Origin of the sequence: Salinimicrobium marinum (genome assembly GCF_014651535.1) — a bacterium.
Taxonomy (GTDB): Bacteria; Bacteroidota; Bacteroidia; order Flavobacteriales; family Flavobacteriaceae; genus Salinimicrobium; species Salinimicrobium marinum.
In genome coordinates this window covers 405,897-431,398 of record NZ_BMXB01000001.1, presented here as the reverse complement: position 1 = coordinate 431,398, position 25,502 = coordinate 405,897, and the positions used below count along the sequence as shown (strand labels likewise).

At 40.8% G+C, this 25,502-nt stretch carries 15 protein-coding genes; 4 read left to right on the top strand and 11 right to left on the bottom strand.

What is annotated here, in order from left to right; translation table 11 throughout:
* Positions 1–101: 101 nt before the first annotated feature.
* Complete coding sequence (locus IE056_RS01915; protein ID WP_229793623.1) at positions 102–3,440, bottom strand: CRTAC1 family protein; 3,339 nt, start codon at positions 3,438–3,440, stop codon at positions 102–104.
* A gap of 478 nt (positions 3,441–3,918) precedes the next feature.
* Between IE056_RS01915 and IE056_RS01910 the strand changes: the two genes are divergently transcribed.
* From IE056_RS01910 to IE056_RS01900, 3 genes are all read left to right on the top strand, one after another.
* On the top strand, positions 3,919–6,069 hold the full coding sequence (locus IE056_RS01910; protein ID WP_189602925.1) for an FG-GAP-like repeat-containing protein: 2,151 nt from the start codon (positions 3,919–3,921) through the stop codon (positions 6,067–6,069).
* 115 nt (positions 6,070–6,184) lie between these two features.
* Positions 6,185–7,669, top strand: a complete 1,485-nt coding sequence (locus IE056_RS01905) for a vanadium-dependent haloperoxidase (protein WP_189602924.1) — start codon at positions 6,185–6,187, stop codon at positions 7,667–7,669.
* A 334-nt stretch (positions 7,670–8,003) separates the two neighbouring features.
* The gene (locus tag IE056_RS01900; RefSeq protein ID WP_189602923.1) at positions 8,004–10,556 is read left to right on the top strand and encodes a glycoside hydrolase family 9 protein; all 2,553 of its coding nucleotides are present in this window, start codon (positions 8,004–8,006) and stop codon (positions 10,554–10,556) included.
* Between the two features lie 135 nt (positions 10,557–10,691).
* Here IE056_RS01900 and IE056_RS01895 read toward each other — a convergent pair whose 3' ends face one another.
* From IE056_RS01895 to IE056_RS01860, 9 genes are all read right to left on the bottom strand, one after another.
* Positions 10,692–11,639 (bottom strand): alpha/beta hydrolase, encoded by a 948-nt coding sequence (locus IE056_RS01895; RefSeq protein WP_189602922.1) that lies wholly within the window; start codon positions 11,637–11,639, stop codon positions 10,692–10,694.
* A 205-nt stretch (positions 11,640–11,844) separates the two neighbouring features.
* Positions 11,845–13,758 (bottom strand): alpha/beta hydrolase-fold protein, encoded by a 1,914-nt coding sequence (locus tag IE056_RS01890; RefSeq protein ID WP_189602921.1) that lies wholly within the window; start codon positions 13,756–13,758, stop codon positions 11,845–11,847.
* A 27-nt stretch (positions 13,759–13,785) separates the two neighbouring features.
* Positions 13,786–14,292: a sialate O-acetylesterase gene (locus tag IE056_RS18375; protein WP_229793622.1), complete on the bottom strand. Its 507-nt coding sequence runs from the start codon at positions 14,290–14,292 to the stop codon at positions 13,786–13,788.
* Positions 14,289–14,606: a sialate O-acetylesterase family protein gene (locus tag IE056_RS18370; RefSeq protein WP_229793621.1), complete on the bottom strand. Its 318-nt coding sequence runs from the start codon at positions 14,604–14,606 to the stop codon at positions 14,289–14,291. The genes IE056_RS18375 and IE056_RS18370 overlap by 4 nt, the downstream gene beginning before the upstream one ends.
* Before the next feature lie 22 nt (positions 14,607–14,628).
* Positions 14,629–15,597, bottom strand: coding sequence for a glycoside hydrolase family 43 protein (locus tag IE056_RS01880; RefSeq protein ID WP_189602920.1), 969 nt, complete (start codon positions 15,595–15,597; stop codon positions 14,629–14,631).
* 24 nt (positions 15,598–15,621) lie between these two features.
* A complete protein-coding gene (locus IE056_RS01875) occupies positions 15,622–18,075 on the bottom strand; it encodes a glycoside hydrolase family 95 protein (protein WP_229793620.1) in 2,454 nt (817 codons plus the stop codon).
* Between the two features lie 51 nt (positions 18,076–18,126).
* Complete coding sequence (locus tag IE056_RS01870; protein ID WP_229793619.1) at positions 18,127–19,497, bottom strand: family 43 glycosylhydrolase; 1,371 nt, start codon at positions 19,495–19,497, stop codon at positions 18,127–18,129.
* Positions 19,498–21,060 carry a glycoside hydrolase family 43 protein gene (locus IE056_RS01865; protein WP_189602918.1) on the bottom strand — a complete coding sequence of 521 codons (1,563 nt, stop codon included), beginning with the start codon at positions 21,058–21,060 and terminating at the stop codon, positions 19,498–19,500.
* Positions 21,061–21,098: 38 nt separating this feature from the next.
* Entirely contained in the window at positions 21,099–23,033 is a 1,935-nt protein-coding gene (locus IE056_RS01860) for a glycoside hydrolase family 97 protein (protein ID WP_229793618.1), read from the bottom strand.
* Positions 23,034–23,284: 251 nt separating this feature from the next.
* Between IE056_RS01860 and IE056_RS01855 the strand changes: the two genes are divergently transcribed.
* Positions 23,285–23,974 carry an NUDIX hydrolase gene (locus IE056_RS01855; protein ID WP_189602917.1) on the top strand — a complete coding sequence of 230 codons (690 nt, stop codon included), beginning with the start codon at positions 23,285–23,287 and terminating at the stop codon, positions 23,972–23,974.
* A 142-nt stretch (positions 23,975–24,116) separates the two neighbouring features.
* Here the strand turns inward: IE056_RS01855 and ltrA are convergent, their stop codons facing one another.
* Positions 24,117–25,502 (bottom strand): group II intron reverse transcriptase/maturase, encoded by a 1,386-nt coding sequence (ltrA, locus tag IE056_RS01850; RefSeq protein WP_189602916.1) that lies wholly within the window; start codon positions 25,500–25,502, stop codon positions 24,117–24,119.

The following is a 25,502-nucleotide window of genomic DNA, read 5'->3' as shown; positions in this document are numbered from 1 at the left end:
TATGAAAAACATTTCCAATACGCAATCGGTTTCGATAAAAATTTAACAAAGCCATAACATTATAAGCTTTTTATTTCCATATTCCTCCATGAAGCCACCCGTTATTGAACATCCGGTAAAACCTCAGGTTTCACCTCAACAAATTGCAATAAATCATCATTTTTTACCGCAACAAATATTTCTTTGTTGCGGAATTTTAAGGATAACATATCTTTGACATCACCCGGAACAAAGAAACCTGTATTTACAGGGCTGGTTTCCTGAAAATTACCTTTGCCATCTCCTTTTAAAAACATTCCGTAACCTGCATCATTCCTGGTAGTCTCCACTTCTGACCAGAATAGATTCCCTGCGATCAATGCATCGAGTTTCCCATCTTTGTCATAATCATCTACAAGGATTTGATTAATCGAAGAAATTTGAGCACCTGAGGGAAGCTCATGTCGCACAAATTTTCCGCCTTTATTTTCAAGATACACACTGGCAAAGGACTTCACCTGGTAATGAAGAGAATTTTCCAGTTCTTTTTCAGTGTAAACATCTTCCAGGGTAGCAGTTGAAAAAGACTGGTAATCGGGAAATTTATTTTTTATACCGGGCATTTGCTGCGAAGAACACTCCCGTCCCCGTAGAGGAAACTTTTCTCCATCATTATAATAACTTAATACGATATCCTGTTTTTGATTCTCATCGAAGTCATTAAAGTAAATATCAAAAGTTTCGTCTTCATTGGCCGTATATTTATAATTTCGGCCAAGATTCCCTACCAGGAAGTCCATATCTCCATCATTATCGAAGTCACCTGCTTTTATACTCCACCACCAGCCCGCAGTATCTGCCAGTCCAAGTTCTTCTGAAATTTCGGTGAAGCCCATTTCGGAATTTTTAAAGACCCGGATCGGCATCCATTCCCCTACTACAACTATATCTTTCCATCCATCTTCATCAATATCCACAATTTCGGCACTCGTTGCCATCCCAAGGGATTGAAATTCCGGAGCTATGTTTTTAGTAATATCACGATATTTAGCTTTTCCTTTCTCACCCACGTTCTTCAGGATGTAAGATTTTGCAGGCAAAGGATAATACCCCGGAACCAGGCGTCCAAGCACTAAAAGATCTTGTTTGCCATCTTTATCAAAATCGGCCTGGTAAACCCGTGATCCACTGGTGCGCATATCAGGTAAGGCAGATTCATCCCTTTGAAAGTTACCCTTACCATCATTGATGTACAGCCGGTCCTGCAGAAATTCTGAATCTGGCTCAAACTCATTTCCACCACTAACTACATAAATGTCATTGTGTCCATCTTCATTGGCATCAAAAATCAAAGCACCCAAATCTTCATACTTTTTATCCTGCTGAAAGGCCGGACTGCTTTGTTTCTCAAAACCAGTTTCAGTCTGAAAATACAAACCTGCTTCATAAGTAGAAGCCGCTCCTATGAAGAAATCTTCTTTACCATCACCATTTAAGTCACCAACTGCAGCACCCGGTCCAAAAGTAGAAGTACGATGAGGTAAAAGAATTTCCTCCTTAAAATCATTGAACTTGTTTTCTACATGCCGGTACTGCGGAAAAGAAGCAGTATCTTTTATAGTAGCAAAAAGAAGATCTGGCTTTGTAATTTCCTCTTCCGGATCTTCTGTTACTGATGCATTTGTATGGCGGAAAGTAAGTTGTTGGTTGGCTTCAACGTCTTTCACGATCTCAACCTTTCCATCTGGCCATACTATTTTAATTTCTTCAATGACATCGGCTTTTGCAAGACCAAAGTGCAATTGAGGTGCCACAGAAGACTGGAAGCCTCTCGTGAGGGTAAGCTCCTGCATTTGTTCCATTCCATTGGCTTTTACATAAGCCCGTGTTCCCAAGCCAAACGCGTTCTTCTCATTACCTTCAAATGCAATCTGAACAAAATTATTATGGTCTGAACTTGTATTCTTGAAAAAAGAAGCCTTATCATCTATATTATTAATGATAATTTCCAAATCCCCGTCATTATCTAAATCTGCATACACCACTCCGTTGGACCATCCTTCATATTCAATTCCCCATTTTTTATTTGCTATTTCAAATGAAAGATCCCCATTGTTCTGAAACATGAAATTATCTATTTTTTCAGAAGGAATGTTCAGGCTTTTTTCCAATTGATCTTCCACGACCCTTGTATCCTTCAGTTTATTGAAGTAATCGTTGTTATTGATCTCTCGTCTTGTTCCATTACTCACGAACAGATCTTTGTGGCCGTCATTATTAAAGTCAGCAAATAATGGACCCCAACTCCAGTCTGTAGAAGCAGATCCTGTGATTCGAGATAAATCGGCAAAAAACGGATTTTCATCTTCAAAAACACCGGTGTTCGTCTGAAGGACATTTTGCATATACTGGTAATGAAAACCGGATTCAACAGTACTCCAGAATAAATCTGGATTCATGCTTGCCATATTTGCTTTTTTCCTTCGGTTATCTTTGGCAGACATATCTACCTGATATATATCCAGGTATCCATCATTGTTATAATCGGCAATATCTACACCCATTCCAAAGAAAGAGGTATGCGACGTGGCTTCCTTAACAACTTCTCTAAAAGAACCATCTCCGTTGTTCATGTACAAGAAATCGGGAGAACTAAAATCGTTGGATACATATATATCGGGCCAGCTGTCATTGTTTAAATCGGCCACTGTCGCAGACAATGTAAGCCCGTAGCTTCGAACTCCCGCTTCTTCGCTAACATCTGTAAATTTGCCGTCATCATTTCGCAACAAGTGATCTGATTCCAGGTCGCTTACATTCTTCATTTTATATTCATATATAAAATTAGGAGAATCAAAACGGGTAGGAGGATAATTTGCAATATAAGCATCAAGGTCGCCATCCTTATCATAATCAAAAAAGGTAGTCTGTACACTATTTCCGGGATCATCCAATCCATATTCCTCCGCCTTTTCATCAAAAGTTCCGTCCCCGTTGTTGATAAAAAGCTGATTGTTTTTAGGTTCATATTTCCCACCTACAGAAAGATAAATATCCAGATATCCATCCCCATTCACATCTGCCATGGTAACTCCGGTATACCAACTTTGGTCTCCCGCCACCCCTGCAGTTTCAGTTATATCTTCAAATTCAAGGTTGCCTTTATTTAAATACAATTTATTTGGCACCTGGTTCCCTGTAAAATAAATATCCTGTAAACCGTCATTATTAATATCTCCGGCTGCAACACCGCCACCCATATAGATGTAGGAATAGTTAAAATAATTCAATGAATCTGTTTCAGTCAAATTATTACTGAAATCGATTGCGGAACTTTCTGAAAAAATTTTCTGAAAAATTTTAGTTTCAGAAGAATCAGCTGTCACCATATCCTTCTCTTTTTTACAACCAACCAGTAGCATTAAATATGCAATCAGTATTATTCTCGAAAAATTCTTCATTCCAGCTATTTTTTAATAAAATTTTATTAAAATTAAATTAAGACACAAGGCATGGACATCCTGTTCTTAAGGTGATAAATATAGAAAATTAAAGATTCCATTTGCATTCATTCGAAAGTATTTTGGCCCTTAGTACTGGCAGAAAAACCTGAAAAAGAGCAGTTTTATATTTGATAACCCCTGGTTTATCTTAGATTCTGGGCATCTTCAGTGTTTTTATTACACTTACCTAAAAAAATAAAAATTTTTAAATTGAAAGGAAGAACCCTTTAACAACTCCTTCACGTTGTTGAAATTATTCCTGCGGTCCCGATTTCTATTATATATTTGTCAAAACCAGTCACGTTTAAGGTTTTGTTTTATACTGTTTTACAGGAAAAATCATCAAGATAATCATATGCATAAAATCATGAAGTTCGTAAAAGGTCTTTTTTACTTTTCATTTTTGTTTCTTCTCTCCTGTGACGAAAAGCAGACAATGCCAGAAATTATTGAGGAGACCTCCCAAGAGCAATTTTATATCCCCGAGAACATTTACGCGTCTGCCATACGAATAGTGTATTTTGACAGTCTATCCAAAATAGCTCCGGAAAATCAGAAAGAAAGATATAATCTTCAAAAAGCAGATGCCTTGCTTTATGCCGGAAGAACCAAAGAGGCCATTGAAATTCTGGAGAGATTATGGGCCGCAAGTAAAAAAAGTGCACTCCGATATCAGTTAGATGCAAATGAAGAAGAGAAAATTGGTCCTTTACTGGCCGTTGCTTACATGCGGCTGGGAGAACAACAAAATTGCATTCATCATCATAATGCTTCCGCATCCTGTATCGTGCCAATCGATCCCGAAGGTTATCATCAGGCTCCCGAAGGATCTAAAAAGGCCATTGAACTCTATGAGCACTTTCTAAGTCAGAATTCCCGGGATTACAACAGTCGCTGGCTTCTAAATATTGCCTATATGACCCTGGGAGAATATCCTGATGGGGTACCCGAAAAATGGCTGATCCCCGAAAGTGTTTTCGAATCTGAATATCCCTTGATGAAATTTGAGGACATCGCACCAAAACTTGGATTAAATGTAAATGATCTATCGGGAGGAAGTATTGTAGATGACTTTAATAATGATAACCTGCTGGATGTACTTGTTTCCAGCTGGTTCCCGTCGGGAAAAATTAATTTTTTCATCAATGATGGTAAAGGAGGTTTTATTGAAAAAACTTCAGCTGCAGGTTTAAAAGAAGTCCAGGGCGGATTGAACATGTTGCAAACCGACTATAACAATGATGGATTTATAGATGTATTAATTTTACGTGGCGCCTGGATGGAAAAATTGGGAAAACATCCTAATTCCCTCCTTAGGAACAACGGAGATAATACATTTTCCGATGTAACCATAGAAGCAGGACTTCTTTCTTTTCATCCTACCCAAACCGCCACCTGGGCAGATTTTGACAATGATGGGTGGATCGATCTGTTTATTGGAAATGAGTCAGGTACGGATAATGTTCACCCTTCAGAATTTTACAGGAATAACGGGGACGGCACTTTTTCAGATCAAACTTCCAGCTCAGGATTGAGCGTAAGTAATGAAGAAGAATCATATTTTGTAAAGGGAGTAACCAGCGGGGATTACAACAATGACGGATGGATGGATATTTACGTTTCCACCCTTCATTCTTCAAGGAATCTTTTATTCATCAACCAGGGAAAAACCAGTAAGGGGAAAATTCAATTCAGGGAAGAAGGAGCTCAAAGGGGACTGGAGGAAAAAATTTCTAGTTTTCCTACCTGGTCTTTTGATTACAATAATGATGGCTGGGTTGACATTTTTGTAGCCGGGTATAGAAGAAGTACCTTTTACAATATTGTACCCGATATTGTTAGCGACTACCTCAAAGAACCCAACAGAGCAGAAACCATGCGGCTTTATCAAAACAATAAAGGTTCCTTTACCGATGTCTCTTCTGAAGTCGGGCTAAACAAAATAGGCTATGCTATGGGCGCCAATTATGGGGATCTGGACAACGATGGTTTCCCTGACATCTATTTGAGTACAGGAGAAGTAAGTTTTGAATCAATCATCCCGAACAGGGTTTTCCGGAATGATTCCGGAGAAAAATTTCAGGATGTCACTACTGCAGGAGGACTGGGTCATGTGCAAAAAGGACATGCAGTCTCCTTTTCAGATATTGATAATGACGGGGACCAGGATATTCAGGTGGTCATGGGTGGAGCTTATGAAGGGGATAACTTTTTCAATTCTGTTTATTTAAATCCTTATCAGGATGAGAACCACTGGATCACATTAAAGCTGGAAGGGATAAAGGCCAACAGGGCAGCCATTGGCAGTAAAATAGAAGTGACCGTGATTGAAGATGGTAAGGCCTTCACAATTTTTCATACTATAAGTTCCGGAGGGAGTTTTGGAGCTTCTACATTGAGGGCACAAATTGGACTAGGAAAAGCTTCGGAAGTAAAAGAGGTTAAAATTAAATGGGCAGGCAGTGGCACAACCCAAGTTTTTACCGATCTTCAAATGAACACCTTCTACAGAATAACAGAAAATAAACCTGAAGCAGAGATGTTGGATCTTCAGCCTATATCTTTTGTAACACCAATAAGTCGTTAAGAAAAGGAAGGATAATCTTTTTTTAAGAGTTTAACCTCGAGATGAAAAGCAATACTCTTTTTAGGTTTTAACAAATAAAATAATTAAAATAGCTCAAAATTAATCATTTGGAACAATGAGAAAGGCAGCTTTATGTTTTTTGACCCTGTTGGCATGTTTTAGTGGCAGACCGAATCAAACGCAGGGGAAAGTATGTAATACAATTGAAAAGGAGGTGCCAAAAGGTGCTGAAAATCTGGCTTACAAGTGGAGTGAAATGGTTTTAATTGCAACCGCAAATGATACAGAAAAATTCAATCCAAGACCAACGGTAACCTCCCGGTTTTTAGGATTGATATTCACCTCGATTTTTGATGCCTGGTCCAGATATCACGATAAAGCCATTCCTGTATATCTAACTGAAACTTTACGGAGACCGAACCTTGAGCATAGTCTTAAGAATAAGGAAATCGCTATAAGTTACGCCGCATATAGGACCTTGAGCGAATATTATTATTCAGATGAAGAGCTTTTCACCAATTTCATGCTGGAATTAGGCCTGGACCCAACTAACAATTCTTTAGACCCCACTACACCAGAGGGCATTGGAAACCTGGCGGCAAAGGCAGTCATTGAAGCCAGGAAGGGAGACGGGTCAAATCAATATGGAGAAGAAGACGGGTCAAACGGAGAGGCTTACTTCAATTATGTGAATTATGAGCCGATAAATTCCCCCGATGAAAATATAGATCTAAACAGGTGGCAACCCAAATATTTTTCAGATGGTACAGACGGAAAATTTGCTCCAGGTTGTTTAACCCCTTTTTGGGATAAAGTTAAACCCATTGCCTTACAATCCGCCGATCAATTCCGTCCCGGTCCACCTCCACTCATTGGTTCAGATCAATTAGAAAAAGAGGTCAAAGAGGTAATCGAATTGCAGGCAAACTTAACAGATCATGATAAAGCATTAGTAGAATTTATGCGGGATGGACCCCAATCTGTTCAGCAGGCGGGGCATTGGCTCAAGTTTGCTCAGGAGGTTTCCCTTCGGGATAATCATAATCTTGATGAGGATGTAAAAATGTATTTTTATGTACAGGTTGTGGCAATGGACGCGTTTATAGCTTGCTGGGATTCAAAAATGTTTTATGATTCGGCCAGACCAAATGCTTTAGTACACCATTATTACAAAAATAAAAAGATAAAAGCCTGGGGCGGACCAGATAAGGGATTTATTGAATTAAATGGCCCGGAATGGAGGCCCTACTCTCCCGACACTTTTTTATGTCCACCTTTTCCTTCCTATGTTTCAGGACACAGCACTATTAGCGGAGGCTGTGCTGAAGCTCTTAAGTTATGGACAGGAAGTGATCACTTTGGTTCTGAAGTAGAATTAGTTGCAGGCGCTATGACAGAACCCGAAAATTTAGGGGAGACAGTCACTTTGAAATTCCCAACTTTTACTGAAACAGCTGAAATGGCAGGAATTTCAAGAGTTATGGGTGGGTATCATATTCAGGCTGATAACATAGCAGGATTGGAATTAGGCCGGAATGTGGCCCGGGAAGCCTGGAAATTTTACAAAATACATATTGGTGAAGCAGAAAACCAATATTAAGTTTGATTAGAAAGAGCATAAAACAGTTCTGGCCTGTTCTATGCTCTTTTATCTTCCAGTAGATATTGATGCAGAAAAAACAAAGTCGGGAGTTTGCTCTTTAGTCTGAATATTGGGTTACTTACTACGCCATGAAGGTCTTCAGAATTAAAATCTTTTGGAAGCGTAGAGGAAATGAAGATCCAAAAGACAATTCCCTTTATATTAAGTGTGATTTAAACACAAAACATTATAAATACTAATTAAATTTTAATATTTTGCAAGTATTTAAGACTCAATAGTATGATTGCTGTACTATAAAGCCGCACAGTAAAGAATCTCTTAATTTAATTACATGAAAAGACGAACATTTCTATCAGTATTGATGCTGCTTTTAGCGGTATGTCACATTGCTTCAAGCCAGGACCTAAAACTGAATGACCAGGAATATTTTGAAACGCAAGGGTTTAATGTTCTTGTTTACAACAACCTTTTTACAGGAGGGTTTAATGATGAAAAAACTGCCGGAATTGAACTCATTCACCATGGCGTAAGAACAGCTCAAGGCGGAGCTGTGAGACTCTCCAACACTCCTGAACAGTGGGATCTTGTTCCCAGTATACCTACGCGGAAGGTAAACAATGCTTCCAATAGCATTGAATCTGTTCTCAGGTATGATGATTTTGATTTTGAATCGAGAGTGGTGGTTACTGCTAAAGGTAGAGGAGTTGAGATTTCGGTGTACCTGGACCAACCGGTTCCTACAGAACTTGAAGGAAGTGCCGGATTCAATCTGGAATTTCTTCCTTCCCAATACTGGGCTAAAACCTATTTAATGGATGAGCGTATTAACCGTTTCCCCCGATATGTTGTTGGTAATACTGTTACAAGACCTAACACTGAAAAGCTCAAGCAGTATAAAGGTTATGAAACTTACGACGACAGGGGTACCGGAGAATTCATTGATGTGCTGCCTCTTGAAACAGGACGCACTTTGCTTCTTGCTCCCGATGAACCAGAAAGGATGGTAAAGATCACTTCCCGATATGCCGATCTAATGCTTTTTGACGGCCGTGTACTTGCTCAAAACGGCTGGTTTGTAGTTCGGAGTTTGCTTCCCGCAGGAAAAACTGGTAAAGTTTTAACATGGACAGTAGAACCAAACGCCATTAACAACTGGGTAAGAGAGCCAAATATTGGTTTCTCCCAGGTGGGCTACCTTCCTTCCCAGGAAAAAGTTTCAGTCATTGAACTAGACAAAAAAGCTAAACCGCTTGAGAAAGCTTCTATTCATAAAATAGGTGAAGACGGCAAAACTACCGAAGTATTTAATGGCAAAATAGAACCATGGGGTGACTACTATAAATATCACTATGTGAAATTCAATTTTTCTTCCGTTAACACTCCGGGTATATATTATATCATGTACGGAGATACTAAAACAAATAACTTTATAATAAACAAAAGCGTTTATGATAAAATTACTGACGCCACTAGCGATATTTGGATTCCGATACACATGAACCATATGTTCGTGAAGGAAGGATACAGGGTTTGGCACGGGGAACCTTTTAAAGATGGTTACCTTCAGGCTCCTCCAAATACCGATCATTTTGACCTTCATGAGCAGGGGCCAACAACAGATACCGAATATGAAGCCCTTGAATTGATCCCGGGACTGAACGTAGGTGGTTTTTTTGACGCAGGAGATTTTGATATTGAGACACACTCCAATATTAGCGTGGTGCAGAATTTTGTCCAGACCTGGGAATCTTTCAAACCCTTACGCGACCAGACTTTTGTTGATCAGGAAGCACGACATGTTGTTCTTCATCGCCCCGATGGAACACCAGATATCCTACAATTTATCGAGCATGGCACCCTGAACCTTGTGGCACAGGCGGAAATTATTGGACACATGGCGCAGACCCTTTCCAATTCGGTACTTTATAATTACCATCACCTTGGTGACGCCGCATCATTAACAGACGGACTTCCATATAATGCCGAGCTTGGTCCTTACGAAATAGCTGCTGACGGTGAATCCAGCGGAGTTAAAGATGATATGTGGGCTTTTACCAGCCGCAATCCAAGCCTCGATCTTCGGGCCGCAACTGTGTTTGCCGCAGCAAGCCGGGCGTTGAAAGGATATAATGATGACCTTTCAGAAAGAGCATTAACCCAGTCTAAAAGGCTTCTGAAGGAGGCCACAGAATTACTTGCGAGTCAGCCGCAGGATAGCACGGGCAGGGAGTGGGCATCTGTAGCAGATATTTCCACTAATCTTCAGCTATATATCTCTACAGAAGAGCAACAATATAAAGATAAATTTCAGGAGCTTTTGTGGCCTGCCCTTGACCGGAACGTTAGTTTTGTAATATTGACTGCATTACACGGGATACCTCACATGGAAGCATCTTATAAGGAAAGGCTACGACCTTATGTGGTGAAATACAATGAATATATTGCCGGACTTGAAGAGGATAATCCATACGGAGTGCCTATTGGCCTCGGTAACTGGGCAGGGAGCGGATTCATAGTGAACTTTGGTACTACCATTAGCTTTGCCAATGAACATTTCCCGGATATTATCGATGCCAACCACGCTTATAAGGCTACTGATTGGTTATTTGGTAACCATCCCTATCACAATTATTCCTTAGTAGCAACAGTGGGTGCAGCACGTCCCAAGGAAGTATTCTATGGTAATAACAGAGCAGACTTTTCATTCATTCCCGGCAATGTTGCTCCGGGTATTTTGTTCAGAAAACCTGACCATTTTGAAAACTATGACGACTGGCCATTCCTGTGGGGACAAAACGAGGGTACGATTGGCGGCAACACCAGTTATTTAATCTTTGGGTCAGCTTTTAAAAATCTGGTGATAAAAAAAAGATTAGATATATAAGTCTAATCATAAACTGAAAAACATCTTATAATTAGTAAGCGCAAGCAGTAAGTTTTAAATGTAACTTACTGCTTGCGCTTTTCATTTTAGTTAGCAACATCTTTAAAAAGATATTGATTTCCAATTTGCCTCTCTTTAATCCTCAGCTCCTGCTTTGAGAAATTTATTGACTTCAAGCCAATGTATAAATGCATCGAACCAGCGATTACTGGTACGGTCAGGGTTTCCCAGGCCGAAACCATGCCCTCCGTTCTGGTAGAGATGAAATTCAACAGGAATTCCGGCTTTGTGCCAGGACTCGATCAAGCCAAATTCCCCATGAAATAGAAAATCATCTGCTGCGATCACATTGAACATCGGAGGAGCGTCTGACGGCACCTCTACTTCATTCAAACCACCATAAACAGGCCCAATAAAAGCAAGATCCATGGTTTTTGAATTTAAGGTAGAATGCATTGTAAGACCCGCCCCGGCCGAGAAACCTATCATTCCTATATTGGTGGTATCCACCCCCCATTCTTCAGCACGTTCAACGATCATGGCATAGGCCGCTTCGGCATCTTCGAGTTGATTGTCCAGGTTCCATCGCGGACGCTCAGGTCGTGCGGGTTCCCCGTCACCGGAAGATTCAGCGGGAGGCGTCATAGGGCGATTCATCCAGGCAGTAAAGTCGTCGAGAGATTCGGGAGTTGGGTGAAGCCGGTATTTTAATACGAAGGCAGCGATTCCTTTTTCGGCAAGGGCTTCTGCAACTTCCCAACCTTCATTGCCCATAGAAAGCCATCTAAAGCCGCCCCCGGGAGCCACAATAACGGTGGTACCTGTCGCTTTATCAGGATCTGGCAGGAAAGGCGTAAGAGTTGCAGTAGTAATATTAAGCGCCATAGGATCACCCCACTGGCGAAACCATGTTTCGCGGGCAGGCTGATCTTCCACACCCCCGGTTCCCAGCGGAATGGCATTAGGTTCTTTGGGAGTTTCCATTGGATAAATTGTGCCATCTTGGGCCCATCCCGGTGCTGTAAAGACAAAGACAAAAGTCCACATGGCAATCTTGAGAAATTTAATTGGTGAATAAGACATAATAATTGGTTTTAAGGTTATAAATTTAAATCTATATTTTCTCCAGAATCCTCTCTTGCGATGACAAAAGACATCCGAAAATTAAGCTTCCGACTACTCTTTCTGATCCAAATGTTGACAACATTAAGAAACGAGACAACTTAGAAGCCGTCTTCTGCAAATTGGCAGACTGCTATCTTTTTTCCGACACCTCTTTATCCACCTTCTACTTAAACAACAGCGGAGCAAAGGAATACAGGTTGTGCCGCCAAACAGGCCAGGTATGGCCACCGGGATATTCACTATAATCATACTCTATTCCCATCTCATCAAATTTGGCCATCATCGCTTTATTATTGTAGTATGCTATATCTTCCTCTCCACCCATAGATATCCAGAAAGATTTCAGGTTGTTATTAATTTTAGCCGCATTTTCTTCCATATAAGCATATTCCGGCTTGGTAAGTTCTGGATTATCGGTAAACCAGCCGGAGCTAAAAACTCCTAAATGAGAAAACAGTTCGGTATTTCGAATACCGGCGTATAAAGTTTGAAGGCCACCCATAGAAAGTCCGGCTAAAGCCCGGTTCTCAGCTCCCGGTGCTATCCGATAATTATTTTCCACAAACGGGATCACCGCCTGCTTCAGTTCCTGCTCAAATGTTTGAAGAGATTGCTGAAAAGAATCACGGGAGCCTAAATTTCCATCCATCATTACCACCAGCATAGGTTCAGCATTGTTTTCAGCAATAAGGTTATCCAGAATCAAATCGGCACGTCCCTGGGTAGACCAGCCACGTTCATCCTCTCCTCCACCGTGCAATAAATATAGCACAGGGTAATCTTCATTTGAAGCGTCATAACCCGGAGGAGCGTAAACATACATCCTACGCCAGCTATTGGTTACTTCTGAAAAATAGCGTTTAATCCTTACATCGCCGTGCGGCACATCTTTTAGAGCATAAAATTCTCCCTCTCGGGATGGAATTTCAATTCCGCTTGCCATTCTACCTATTCCGTAAAAGGTTTCGCTGGCTGGATCGGCTACTGCTACATCGTCAATAACCAAAGAATAATAATGAAAGCCCTGGCCAATAGAATCTGTAGTAACCGTCCAGGTCCCGCTGGAATCTTTTTCCATATCATATTTTTGCCCAAGATCAATTTGAACCTTCTCTGCTTTCGGCGCATCTATGCGGAATTTTACGCGATTGTCAGGAAGTATCTGCGGATAATCTGCGGAACGAATATTTGTTGAAGCCGGAGTTCCTAAAACTGTGTATTCCGAAAAGGATGATTCATCTACCGGTTTAAATAAAAACTGGCTGAACATAAAGAGCCCGTTCTTCCAGACTTTAAAATCGTGCCCACCGGGTTCCAGGTAGTAAATGTGCGGCACTCCTTCCTGAAAGAGATAATTATGAGTACGCTGACTAACGTGGAGAAGATCGTCCTTATCTCCACAAGAAATAAAAAGCAATTCGAGCTTTTCTTTGGCTTCCTGAGGGTTTGGTAGCAGTGCTTCAGGTTCTTTAGTATTGGGTGCGGCAGAAAATGCTCCTACCCAGGCAAATTCATCAAGATTTCCCAGACCAAAATTCAGGGACTGTCCACCGCCCATTGAAAGCCCCGCAATAGCTCGATTCTCACGATCTGTCAGCACCGGATAATTCTTTTCAATAAAAGGAATCAGGTCATTTAATAAATCATCTTCAAAGCGGCTAAAGGCTTCAATCTTATCCGGTGCAAAGATATTTCCTTCGGCACGATCGTTTTTCATCGCCCTTCCGTTAGGCATTACCACCAGCATAGGTTCAAGCCTGTTTTCAGCATAAAGATTATCAAGATTTACCTGCGGATTAGCTCCTTTAAGCCATTCTTTTTCATCACCTCCAATGCCGTGAAGCAAGTATAATACAGGATATTCTTTTTCTTTTGAAAAACCCGGAGGTGTATAAATTAAAGCTTTTCGGGTATTCCCAACCGTTTTGGAAGCATAACTGATTGTATCAATTTTCCCGGTGGCAATGCCTGTGCGTTCCTCATCAAAACCATGGGGCATTTCTTTGGAAATCTCCTGAGCCGATGTAGAAAATCCCAACATTAGGAGAAAAATTAATAGCGTACAGAATTTTTTCATAGTACAAATAGTTTAAATTATTATCAATTACTTCAAAAGCGGAAGGATTTTTTCGGCATAACGCTCCCCCAATTCCCTATATCCCGCTGCTGAAAAATGTAATCCGTCATTCACTGCTTCACAGCCTTCTAAAGAAACGATGTGAGCGTTGGGAATTTTCTGCGGAAGTTTTGCTAGAATCTTATTCATACTGGCGCATTTACCGCCCTGCTCTCCAGAAACCATTTCTCCCGCAATAAGCGGGACTTCTTCAGCATTTAAATTTAGATCTTGCAATAAATTCTCATAAACAACCTTCACTTTTTCGGGCCACTGCTCATCTCCGGTATTAGATTCTCCCAGTTGTAAAAGGATTCCTTTAATCACCCCCTTTTCCTGAGCTTTTTTTCCGAGATCTACTAAATGGCCATAAGGATTCCCATTGTATTTATTAATGGCCGGCAGAATCCAATTGGGAGCATTGGCCACGTATTCTTTATGATTTTCTTTATCGAATAATTCAATTTTACATCCTCCAACGGCCACATTAATCACCCAACTTTTACATTTTCCGGTAGATTCTGAACCATAGTTCTTCCAAAATAATCGGTAGGAGTTAAACCGGTATCGCACCTGGACAACGGCGGAACAGCAGTGTACCAATTCCCTGCTTCCCTTCCCAGCTCCGAACAATCCACACTTTGCAGCACCTGGAATCTTTCATTCCCAACGGTGTCCTGAGGTTCAAACTTAGCGTGACCCTCCATATTTGACTGACGAAAACTTAGATACACGTGAAAATTGGGGTCCTGAGCAAGACTTACCGGCCCGGCTAGTATAAGGGCTATTAGAAAATATATTGCTTTCATAATTATTTTGATCAAATTAGTTTTACTCTACAGCTTCTACTCCTTCCTCCGTCTGTTCCACTTTCTGGATTGTACCATCTTCATTATAATGCAGATAGTCTACGGTAATTGACCGCCGATAACTTCCTCCCGTTGGTAATACCCCATTATGGTAAAAGAAATAGTCTTTTCCCTTGTATTCTATGATTCCGGGATGAATGGAAAAACTGTTTGGAGCGCTGTCTGCCAGAATTCCCTGATACTCCCATGGACCTTCGGGGCTGTTAGAAGTGGCATAATCAATTCTCTCACGTTCTTCCCCCTTGCCTGCATAGACTAAATAATACAGGTCCTTTCTTTTATAAACCCAGGGACCTTCTATAAAATTCTCGGGATTATAATATTGAATAGGCCCATCTAATTCCACCATATTATCTTTTAATTTGACCATTTTCATACTGCCATTACCCCAGAACATATAAGCCTGTCCATCATCATCTACAAAAACGGAAGGATCTATATCATCCCAGCCATGTGGATTATCGGTAGTCATTTCATTATATATTAAGGCCTCTCCTATGGCATCCTCAAATGGGCCTAATGGTGAATCGGCAACTGCTACTCCTATCGCTGCACCTCCATCGCTCCTGTCATCATCTTTATGGAAGGTAGATACATAGAAGTAAAACTTCCCGTCCCTTTCTTCAACTTCGGCTGCATACGCATCTCCCGTTGCCCAAGAGAAATCTTTGGGAGACAACTTTGGTCCATGATTGGTCCAGTTTTTCATATCTGTAGTAGAAAAAACCAGCCAGTCTTTCATTTCATAGTTGGTAGAGGCAACCGATGCTGTATCGTGACTTGTGTACAGATACAAAGTATCATTATGCACCAGCGGTGCCGGATCTGCCGTGAAAACATCGGTAATAATGGGATTTTGGGCTTTTGACAGCTTAGGTGCGAGCATTGCCCCAAATCCTAGTATTGCCAGCAATTTAATTCTTAGTTTCATAACTTTATAGTTTATCGGTTATAGTCATTTTTTAATCTTTAGTACATACTTTTCTCCTTCAGAAGTTTTTAAATCGTATTCATAAATCTTCTGAACTTCTACTTGTTTTAAATCAGCTTCTTCTGAAATAAGCGGTTTTTTTATTTCTGAGAAGTGATAGAATTTATTAGGATTATCACCTGTTGGTTCTTCTAATCCTTCTCCTTCCAATTGGGTATATGATCGAATCCTTGCAACACCACCCATTTCAGATTTTATGAGAACATTTTTTGGTCTGTTATTCTCCCATTCAAGATCCACTTCAAAGCCTCCACGAGCTCTTAAACCTGAAATTTTTCCTTTTTCCCAGGCTTCAGGCAATGCCGGTAACAGATGAATGGCGCCATCATGACTTTGCATCAGCATTTCGGCAATTCCGGCGGTACATCCAAAATTTCCATCTATTTGAAAAGGAGGATGCGCATCAAAAAGGTTAGGGTAAGTACCACCTTGTTCGCCATGGCCTTCCTGCATTGAAGGGCTTAATTGATCTTTTATTAACTTGAGGGCATGATCGCCATCCAGTAATCTCGCCCAAAGGTTCACCTTCCAGCCCATAGACCACCCGGTAGATTCATCGCCCCGGGCCACCAAAGATCTCTTTGCAGCTTCAAATAATTCCGGATTACGGTAAGGAGAAATCTGGTTGGAAGGATAAAGTCCGTAAAGGTGGGAAACGTGCCTGTGATCGCTGTTAGGATCGTCCCAGTCTTTGATCCATTCCTGTAATTGTCCCCAACTTCCAATTTGCATAGGAGGCAATTGCTGAAGCTTTTCATTCAAATCGGCTATAAATACTTCGTCTTCTTCAAGAATTTCCGCTGCTTTTGCTGTTCTTGAAAACAAGTCGAAAATCAGTTGATTATCCATTGTGGCTCCATAGGTCAATGAGGATTCAGGATGTGCCGTAGGAGCGTGTTCCGGGGAAATAGAAGGTGATACTACAAGCCAGTTATTTTCAGGTTCCCTGATCATAAAATCCAGGTAGAATTTTGAGGCTTCTTTTACTATAGGATAAACAGATTCTAAGAATTCCGTATCGCCTGAAAAATCGTATTTATCGAATAAATGTTGCGAGAGCCAAACCCCACCCATAGGCCACATTCCCCAGTAAGAGCCGTCTATGGCTCCTGTCACACGCCATATATCAGTATTATGGTGCATCACCCAGCCTTCTGCGCCGTACATATCGCGGGCGGTTTTTCTTCCCGCTTCTGAAAGTTTTTTCACCATCTGTATCAATGGCTCATGAAATTCTGTAAGATTTGTGATCTCCGCCGGCCAGTAATTCATTTCGGCATTGATATTCACAGTGTATTTACTATCCCAGGCAGGAGTTAATTGATCATTCCAAATTCCCTGAAGGTTAGCGGGTTGAGTTCCGGGCCTGGAAGAGGTAATTAAAAGATACCGGCCAAACTGAAAATACAGGGATACCAGGGCAGGATCATCTCCGGATTTAAAATTTACAATCCTCTCATTTGTGGGTAATTTAGCAGCTTCAGTCTCACCTAGATCCAGGGACACCCGATTAAAATAAGTCTGATAATCTTCCAGGTGGGTTTTGTAGATCTCTTCCGGTTCCTTTTTTTCTATTGCCGAAAGATATTCCTCTGCTTTTGCCTCTTCATCAATACTTAGATCCTTATAATTTTTGAAATTAGAAGCTATTGAAATATACATCGTAGCGCTATTCGCATTCTGAATTTTGAGAGTATTATTTTCTGAAATTATTTCTCCGCCTTCAGTCTGAATTTTAGTGATGGCCTGAAATTTAATCTTCCCTTCCACTCCTTCAAAATCGCTGGTTTTTTCCTTTAATTTTAATACTCCATTTTCAGCTGAAACATCGGCGCCTCCGGGGCGATCCATTGTGGCAGTGAAATTTAAAGCTCCGGGTTTATCAGCTTTAATTTCTACTACAATAACCTCGTCGGGATGGGAAGCAAAAACTTTGGTTTCATAGGCTACCTCTTCAACTTTATAGCGAGTAGTAGTAACGGCAGTCTCCAGATCCAGTTCCCGGTAATACCCGGTGTAATTTTGGTGATTCAGAAAAGATAATTTCAGGTTTCCTACGGTTTGATAAGGCATTCCGTGGGATGTTTTGCTTATAAAATGTTGATTAACGAGCTCCTGGGCTTCTACGCTTTTTCCTTCAAACAGAAGTTTCTGAACTTCGGGTAAATATTCTTTGGCTTCAGGATTATCATTTTGGTTAGGCCCTCCTGCCCAGACGGTATTTTCATTCAACTGAATAACCTCTTCCCGGGGATCTCCATAAACCATTGCGCCTAACCGCCCGTTTCCGACCGGAAGTGCCTCCACCCATTTTTCAGCAGGTTTATTGTACCAGAGTTTTAATTTTGAATCTTCCTGACCCCAGGATTTAAAAGGTGAGATCAAAAACAGCATTCCCAGGAATACGGAAAACCGCAAACCGGAATTTTTTTTTATCGTTATGTTGATCTCGCCAATTCTCATCCCATTCTATTTTTCAAACTGTACCCAGTCTACCTCAACTCCGGCACCATTTTTAAGTTGCACGATCAGATCCTGAACAGCTATTACTTCAGATTTTACAGGAGCCGAGAAAACATCCCATTCTCCGCCTTTTTTGATGGTGACTTCAGCAACCTCCTCATCGTTCTCACCTGCCAGTTTAAGCGCTACAGTACCGCCTGTTAAAGATCTTGCTCTTATTTTGACATTTTTGGGACCTTCAGACCGAAAATCTACCTGGTTATATCTTACCCAGGCTTCCGGCTTATTTAAAACCACTTTCCAACCCCGGAAGGGATCAAGCCTGTCCAAAAACACTGAAGCAGCTCCATAGTTGCTTTTCGAGCTATAGCGGTCTACTTGAATTTCAGAAGTGCTTGAAGTAATTCCAACTCCCCGTTTGGTTGGAATCACTTTTTTAATGTTCCCATTCTCTTCAAAGAATAAGCTATCGGTACGAATGGATCGGTTTTTATCAAAATCAGGCGAAAGGTCATTATCGTGATAGAACAAGTACCATTGATCTTTATAATTCACGATTGAATGATGATTGGTCCACGTACCAGAAGCCGATTCGTCCATAATCACTCCCTGGTGTTCAAAAGGCCCTATTGGATTATCGGAAGTTCCATATTCGAGCCTTTCGGTATTATTGGCCACGTGTGGATAGGTCATATAGTAAGTCCCGTTTCGCTCAAAAACAAAAGGCCCTTCAATATGCCCTTTTTTAGGGATCTCATCGAAAGTTTTTATCTCGGAATCCAGTTCTAGCATATTATCTTTCAGTTTTGCTCCATAAATCTCACCACGGGACCAGTATAAATAAGCCTGCCCGTCTTTATCAATAAAAACATTTGGATCTATACCTTCCACCCCTTCAATATGGTTTGGCTGTGGCTTATAAGGCCCTTCTGGTTTATCGGCAACTGCCACTCCTATCGAAAAACCTTTTTCCCCGTCTCCGCCTTCTTTCAGTCTGGTGGGAAAATAGAAGTAATATTTGCCATTTTTGGATACCGCATCAGGCGCCCACATACTATATGCTTTAGGGTCTGCCCAGGGCACGTCTTTCTGATCCAGAATTTTTCCGTGGTCTGTCCAATCGGTAAGATTTTCCGAAGAAAAAACATGGTAATCGGCCATATTGAACCATTCGGCACGGCCTTCCCCTTTTGGTGGAACAATATCATGGGATGGGAAGACATATAGCTTTCCATTAAACACCCTTGCCGTGGGATCTGCCGTGAACTGATCCATAATCAGCGGGTTTTGCGCAAAGGCATTTACCGTGAGAAAAAGGAGGAACAGGTTTACAGGTATCGTTTTCGACATTTTGTAATATGAATTCTTGTTTTTCATTTATTTATCTTTTTGATCGTCAATTTTGAAGTAATCGAAATCTACATAACCACCCGCTTTTTTTGTAGCATAATTGAACAGCGCAAACCTGTATCCCATAAAGTGCGGAAGCGTGTAAGACATTTTAAGCTCGTTGCCTATAGCTTTCCAGTTTTCACCATCAAGGCTGTAGTAAAATCTTGCCGTATCTTTTCGGTTCTTAAAATCTCCTACTGCCTTAAGGTAAAGCTCCTCCTGATCTAAAGGGATGCTTTCCACCTCCACGGGTGCTTCGGAAGCTCCATTGACCATTATAATGTACTTATTATTATTTATCATTTTAGCTCCTACAAATCCGAGATTCTTCTGAAGCAATCCAAGTCCCGCATAATCCCCTTCCTTCATTCCTGAAAGATCAATTTTGGTAATTCCCGAACTCTCCGGGCCAATGGTTCTTTGAGTAAGCGTATTCCGGGTATCTAAGAATGAAGTATCCACTCTGTCTGTAGTCAGTCTTAGATAGCCTTCGCGATCTTTCACAGACCAATAATCCGGCTGCGAATTGTGATTCCACTGCCATACCAACGGAAGATCTTTGTCACCGGAATTTCTATTAAAATCATCAGAAGCCACTATTCCGGGAATCAAACCTTTACTTGGCGGCAGATCCAAAGTTTTAGGAACCTTGCCATTTTCGCCCAAAATTGGCCAGCCATTTTCCCATTTTACAGGCACCAGATATGGAATACGGCCTACTGCGCCATAATCCCGAAATAAATATGCAAACCAATCTCCAGCAGGTGTGTCAATTAAACCTCCCTGGGCGACTCCTTTATCCTGGAAAGCAAGCTTTCCTTCATAAGGTCCGGTAATTTTATCGGCCCGGTGAATAATAACGGTTCTCATCCCATCCCGGGGCCAGGCAATATTGAAAAGATAATACTTGTCTTTTACTTTAAATAGCTGAGATCCTTCCGCAGGTAAGATGTAGTTGGACCCGATTGGTTCTGTAGCATTTTCAATTAGAACCCGCTCTGTACCTTCTTTTACTCCCGATAGACCGTCTTTAAGCTCAACTATATTCAGTTTTCCCCCACCCCAAATGAGGTAAGTTTTACCATCGTCATCAAAAAATAAAGTATTGTCGTGCAGAGAGGGTGCAAAAGAAATCTCTTCAAAGGAGCCATTTTCTATATCTTTTGTTTTGAAAAAATAAGTTTTTCCTGTGGTACTCGAAAAAGTGGAAACGTAATAGGTTCCGTTATGAAATCGCAAGCTGCTTGCCCAGGATCCTCTTCCGTAGGTATTTTCCCCATTTTTCATATTCAGGGCATCTGTATCCCCCAAGGTATTGTAAGCGTAATTCACTATTTCCCAATTCACCAGATCGGTAGATTTCATAATAGGAACCCCGGGACTCATATGCATCGTGGTACTGCTCATATAGTAGTTATCACCTACCCTGATCATAGACATATCTGGAACGTCAGCATGAATAATAGGGTTTTGAGCCTGATTTTGTGCTAACCCATAGTTGCCTAAAGATAGAGTGATAATTATAAGAAGTACGTGTACTATTTTCATTTCCATTTAATTAACTCTGGGAGAACAAACTAGTAAGTTCAATTTGTGATCACAAACCCTCCCTGAGGCTGAATTGTCACTTCAAACTTTCCGTTTTTTCGATTAATTCCTTTTTTATCAAATTTTCCTTTTCCGGTATCATTGATTATTCTGAAATCAGTGCCTTCCATCTGTGGCAGGGAAAAACTTAACTTACGCGGCTTTTCCGAGGCATTGATTCCTGCGATATACCAATGTTCCTTATGTCTTCTTGCTATTACGCTGTACTCTCCCGGATATCCATCAATAAAAATTGTTTCATCCCAGGTCGTGGGCACGTTTTTCATAAAATCAACGGCAAATTCAGGGGCGTCTTCAAGGTTATTTGGTGTTAGTGCAAAAAACTGAACCGGTGTCTGGAATAGGACTGCGGTTGCCAATTGAAAGGCATCAGAGGTCTTTCTAACATTTCCGCCATCATTACTTCGGTTATACCTTTCGTTGGGAACAGTACCTCCAAAATCCATACTTCCCACGGTATTTCTTATAAAAGGATGAATTGCAGCCCTTCGGGCTTCCTGGTCGTTTGCATACTGACTGAACATTAGGTTTTCTGAAGCAAGTACCGCTTCAGTACTTATAAAATTTGGATACATAATTTCCCAGCCTCTGGGTAAAGTAGCTCCGTGAAAAATCATCATTAATCCGTGGTCATTGGCATCGGACATAATATCCTCGTAAAGCTGAATGGTCTCCTGTTTATCACCGCCCATAAAGTCAACTTTTAAGCCTTTTACCCCATTCTCCTGCAACCACTTCATTTCCTGTTTGCGGGTAATAGCCCTGTGCATTTTATGCCTGGGCGTCATAGGCGCGTCATTAGCTACTCCATTGGAGTTATACCATAAGAATACATCTACATTTTTACTCCTAGCGTAATCAATAAGCTCCTCCATTCTGTCGTATCCGATGTTCTGGTCCCAAAGCGCATCTATAAGGATGTACTCATAACCCATTTCTGCAGCGAAATCTATGTACGTCACCTGGTCATCGTAATTCATACTTGCATCCTGCCACATGATCCAGCTCCATACGCCACGCCCGAAATTATAGTCCTGAGAAGCTTCGTATAGCGGCTCTACCACATCAAAAGGAATGGTGGTTTCTACGATGGGATTTAAACTTTCTCCAACGGTAATGGTTCTCCAGGGAGTACTAAAAGGAAGAGAAATGGCCGCACCTGTACTTCCAAAAGCGTTATTTTCGGTACTATCGGGAAAAGCGATTGTATATTCCCCTTCATCATTGGGATCACTTAAATGAGCGCCTACATAAGTCCCGTCAACGCCCGTTTCAGAAATTAGAACCCAATGATTTTCGGTTTTAAAAAGTCCCGGAAACGTATAGCCTAAATGGTTGGCTGAAGTTTTGGTAATATCCTGATCTAAATAATAGCCTTCTTCATAACTTGGTTTGGTTCGCTGAAATCCTACCATTGATTCAGACTGTGGAGTTAAATATCCTTTAGCCGAATTCGGGAAATTAAATCCCGTAAATTCCTGTTTAATCACGTGAGCTATGGTGTCGCTGTATTTATGAAGATGGTATCTTAAAGCGATATCATTATTACTTACCCGGAAAATTACATCTATTTTTTGCCCTTTTTGATTGGTAAAAGTGGTGGTTAGTTCCTGTGCATTATAATTGATTTCAGATTTCTTAAGTTTTTTAGATTCGTAAGTTTTATCTACAGAACTTGTTTCACTGCCTTCAAAAGTCAAAGCTTCGAAATAATCGGTAATATTAGTTTTTAATCCTAACCGTGATTTTTCCAGCACCACTTCGTTATTATAGTACACGGAATAGCTGGGTTTTCCCGATTCCAGGAATACTTCTAATCTCAAGGCATCATCGGGACTCTGAAGGGTGGCTTCCTGTGCTACAACAAATGGAAAAATGCCCATCAGGCAGATAAGTAAAAGAATGTTTTTCATTTCTAGATCATTATAGAGACTTCATAATACATTTCTAATATCGTAATTTTTTTAAGTGTAAATTTTACATTATTAGTAAATTAATTAAAGTTTTTTAAAAAAAGCAAATTTATTTTCACATATTATTAACTTTGAGGTTATTATAACATCATATTCGAATCGTAGATGATTCTGAGAATCGGATTATGCTGTTTCTTACAAGATGCTGAGAGTTTGTAAAGTTTCTTAAATTGCCGCTTTAAATCTTACATATGATCCATAATTACAATTCAGAAGACAAAGTACTGCTTGCAGTCGATTGTATTATTTTTGGTTTTGACGAAGAGGATCTCAAAATCCTTTTAGTAAAGAGAGACTTTGAACCTGAAAGAGGAAAATGGTCTTTGATGGGCGGATTTTTAAAGAGAAATGAAGATCTGGACCAGGCTGCAAACAGAATTCTTCACCATCTTACAGGTATCAACAATGTTTACATGGAGCAACTCTATAATTTCAGTAAGGTGGACAGGGATCCTGTTGAACGTACTATATCGGTTGCTTATTACGCCTTGATCAATATTGCTGAACATAAACAGGAGCTCACCGAAAATTATTCGGCTAAATGGTTTAGTTTTTCAGAAGCACCACAACTTATTTTTGACCATGACCGGATGGTGCAACACGCCATACACCGCCTTCGATACAGAACTTCTACAAAGCCTATAGGATTCGAACTTCTGCCGGAGAAATTTACTATGCGACAGCTTCAGAAATTATATGAAGCCATTTTGAATGACAAACTTGATAAACGTAATTTTATTAATAAGATCAATTCTTTGGACATACTTCTGAAACTGGATGAAAAAGATATGAATTCCTCCAGAAAAGGATCTTTCCTGTATATGTTCGACGAAGCAAAATATAAGAAGAAAATAGCGGACGGGTTTTCTTTCAGGCTATAAAGAAATTTTTAATAAAAGCTACTCTGTACCCATTAAAATCGAGTAGGAAGCAAAGGTAAGATTAATTGATTATTTCTTAGCTTAGCTTTGCTGTCCTCTCACACCACCGTACATACCGTTCGGTATACGGCGGTTCCTTAATTTACATTCTTACTTTTAGATAATAATCCAGCAGGAATGGATATCCTGCCTTTCTAAATCTTTGGGTGGTAATAGTTTTGGTAAGGATAAAGCTATTAGCTGTGTGCCAGTAGCTTTTCCTCGTATTGGCATATTGCCACGCCTTAGATTTGTTCAGGCCAAGCTTTATCAACATCTTGCATTTCGTCCGAATACGTTTCCATTGTTTCCAGATGCACATTCGGAGACGTCGACGATACCAATAATCTAAGTTTCTCAACAGACCTTTCATATCTGCCATCTTGAAATAATTCATCCAACCTCTAACATACTGGTTGAGTGCCTCTTTTCTTCTGGCATTTCCCCATCCATTGCTCCTCGATGTCAGCTCTTTTAATCGCTGTTTCATCTTTTGGATGCTACTGGAGTGGGCCCGGAGTCTACCTTTACCTTTATATCGGTAGAAGGTGTAGCCGAGGAATTTAATCTTGGAGATATAAGACACATTGGTTTTCTCCTTATTCACTTTCAGAAATAACTTATCCTCGATAAAGGGAATAATATTCCGAAGCGTTCTCTCTGCGCTCCGTTTGCTTTTGCAAAGGATCAGCAGATCATCCGCATAGCGGATGAACCTGTGCCCCCTTCTTTGAAGTTCCTTATCCAACTCGTGTAGCATTATATTCCCCAAAAGCGGACTTAATGGCCCTCCCTGAGGCACCCCCAGCTTTGTTTCTTCAAACTTATTTCCGGTGACCACTCCGGCACGAAAAAATTTGTGGATAAGCGAGATAACCCGACCATCCTTTATCGTTCTTGATAACACCTCCACAAGTTTACTGTGGCTGACGGTATCGAAGAACTGTTGCAGGTCCATATCAACGGCATAGATATATCCGCCTGTAATGTAACCCCTGCTTTTTTTCAGTGCCTGATGTGCATTTCTACCGGGTCTGAACCCGTAGCTGTGTGGTGAGAACTGCTGTTCATAAATTGGAGAGAGTACCTGAGTAATGGCTTGTTGGACCACCCGGTCTACCACTGTGGGTATTCCTAGCAATCGCTTCTTTCCATTCTCTTTGGGTATTTCTACCCGTCGTACTGGATTGGGACGATGTTTTCCGTCCCTGATGGATTGTAATAGTTCAGTGCTGTTTTCCACAAGATAGGCCTTTAAGGCATCGACTTCCATCTTGTCCACTCCTCCTTTTCCTTTATTACTCCAAACTCTTTTAAAAGCTCGATTTAGGTTAGTCGGAGACAAAATCTGCTCCAGTAGTCCATCTTCTAAAGTAGTAACATCAGTAAGGTTGTTTTCAATTATCCTCATGTAGGTCTGCCCTCCTGCATAGCTTTCGGGTTCCGCCCTATCCTTTTGCAGCCAGGTATCTTTCGATATTTTCTGCAT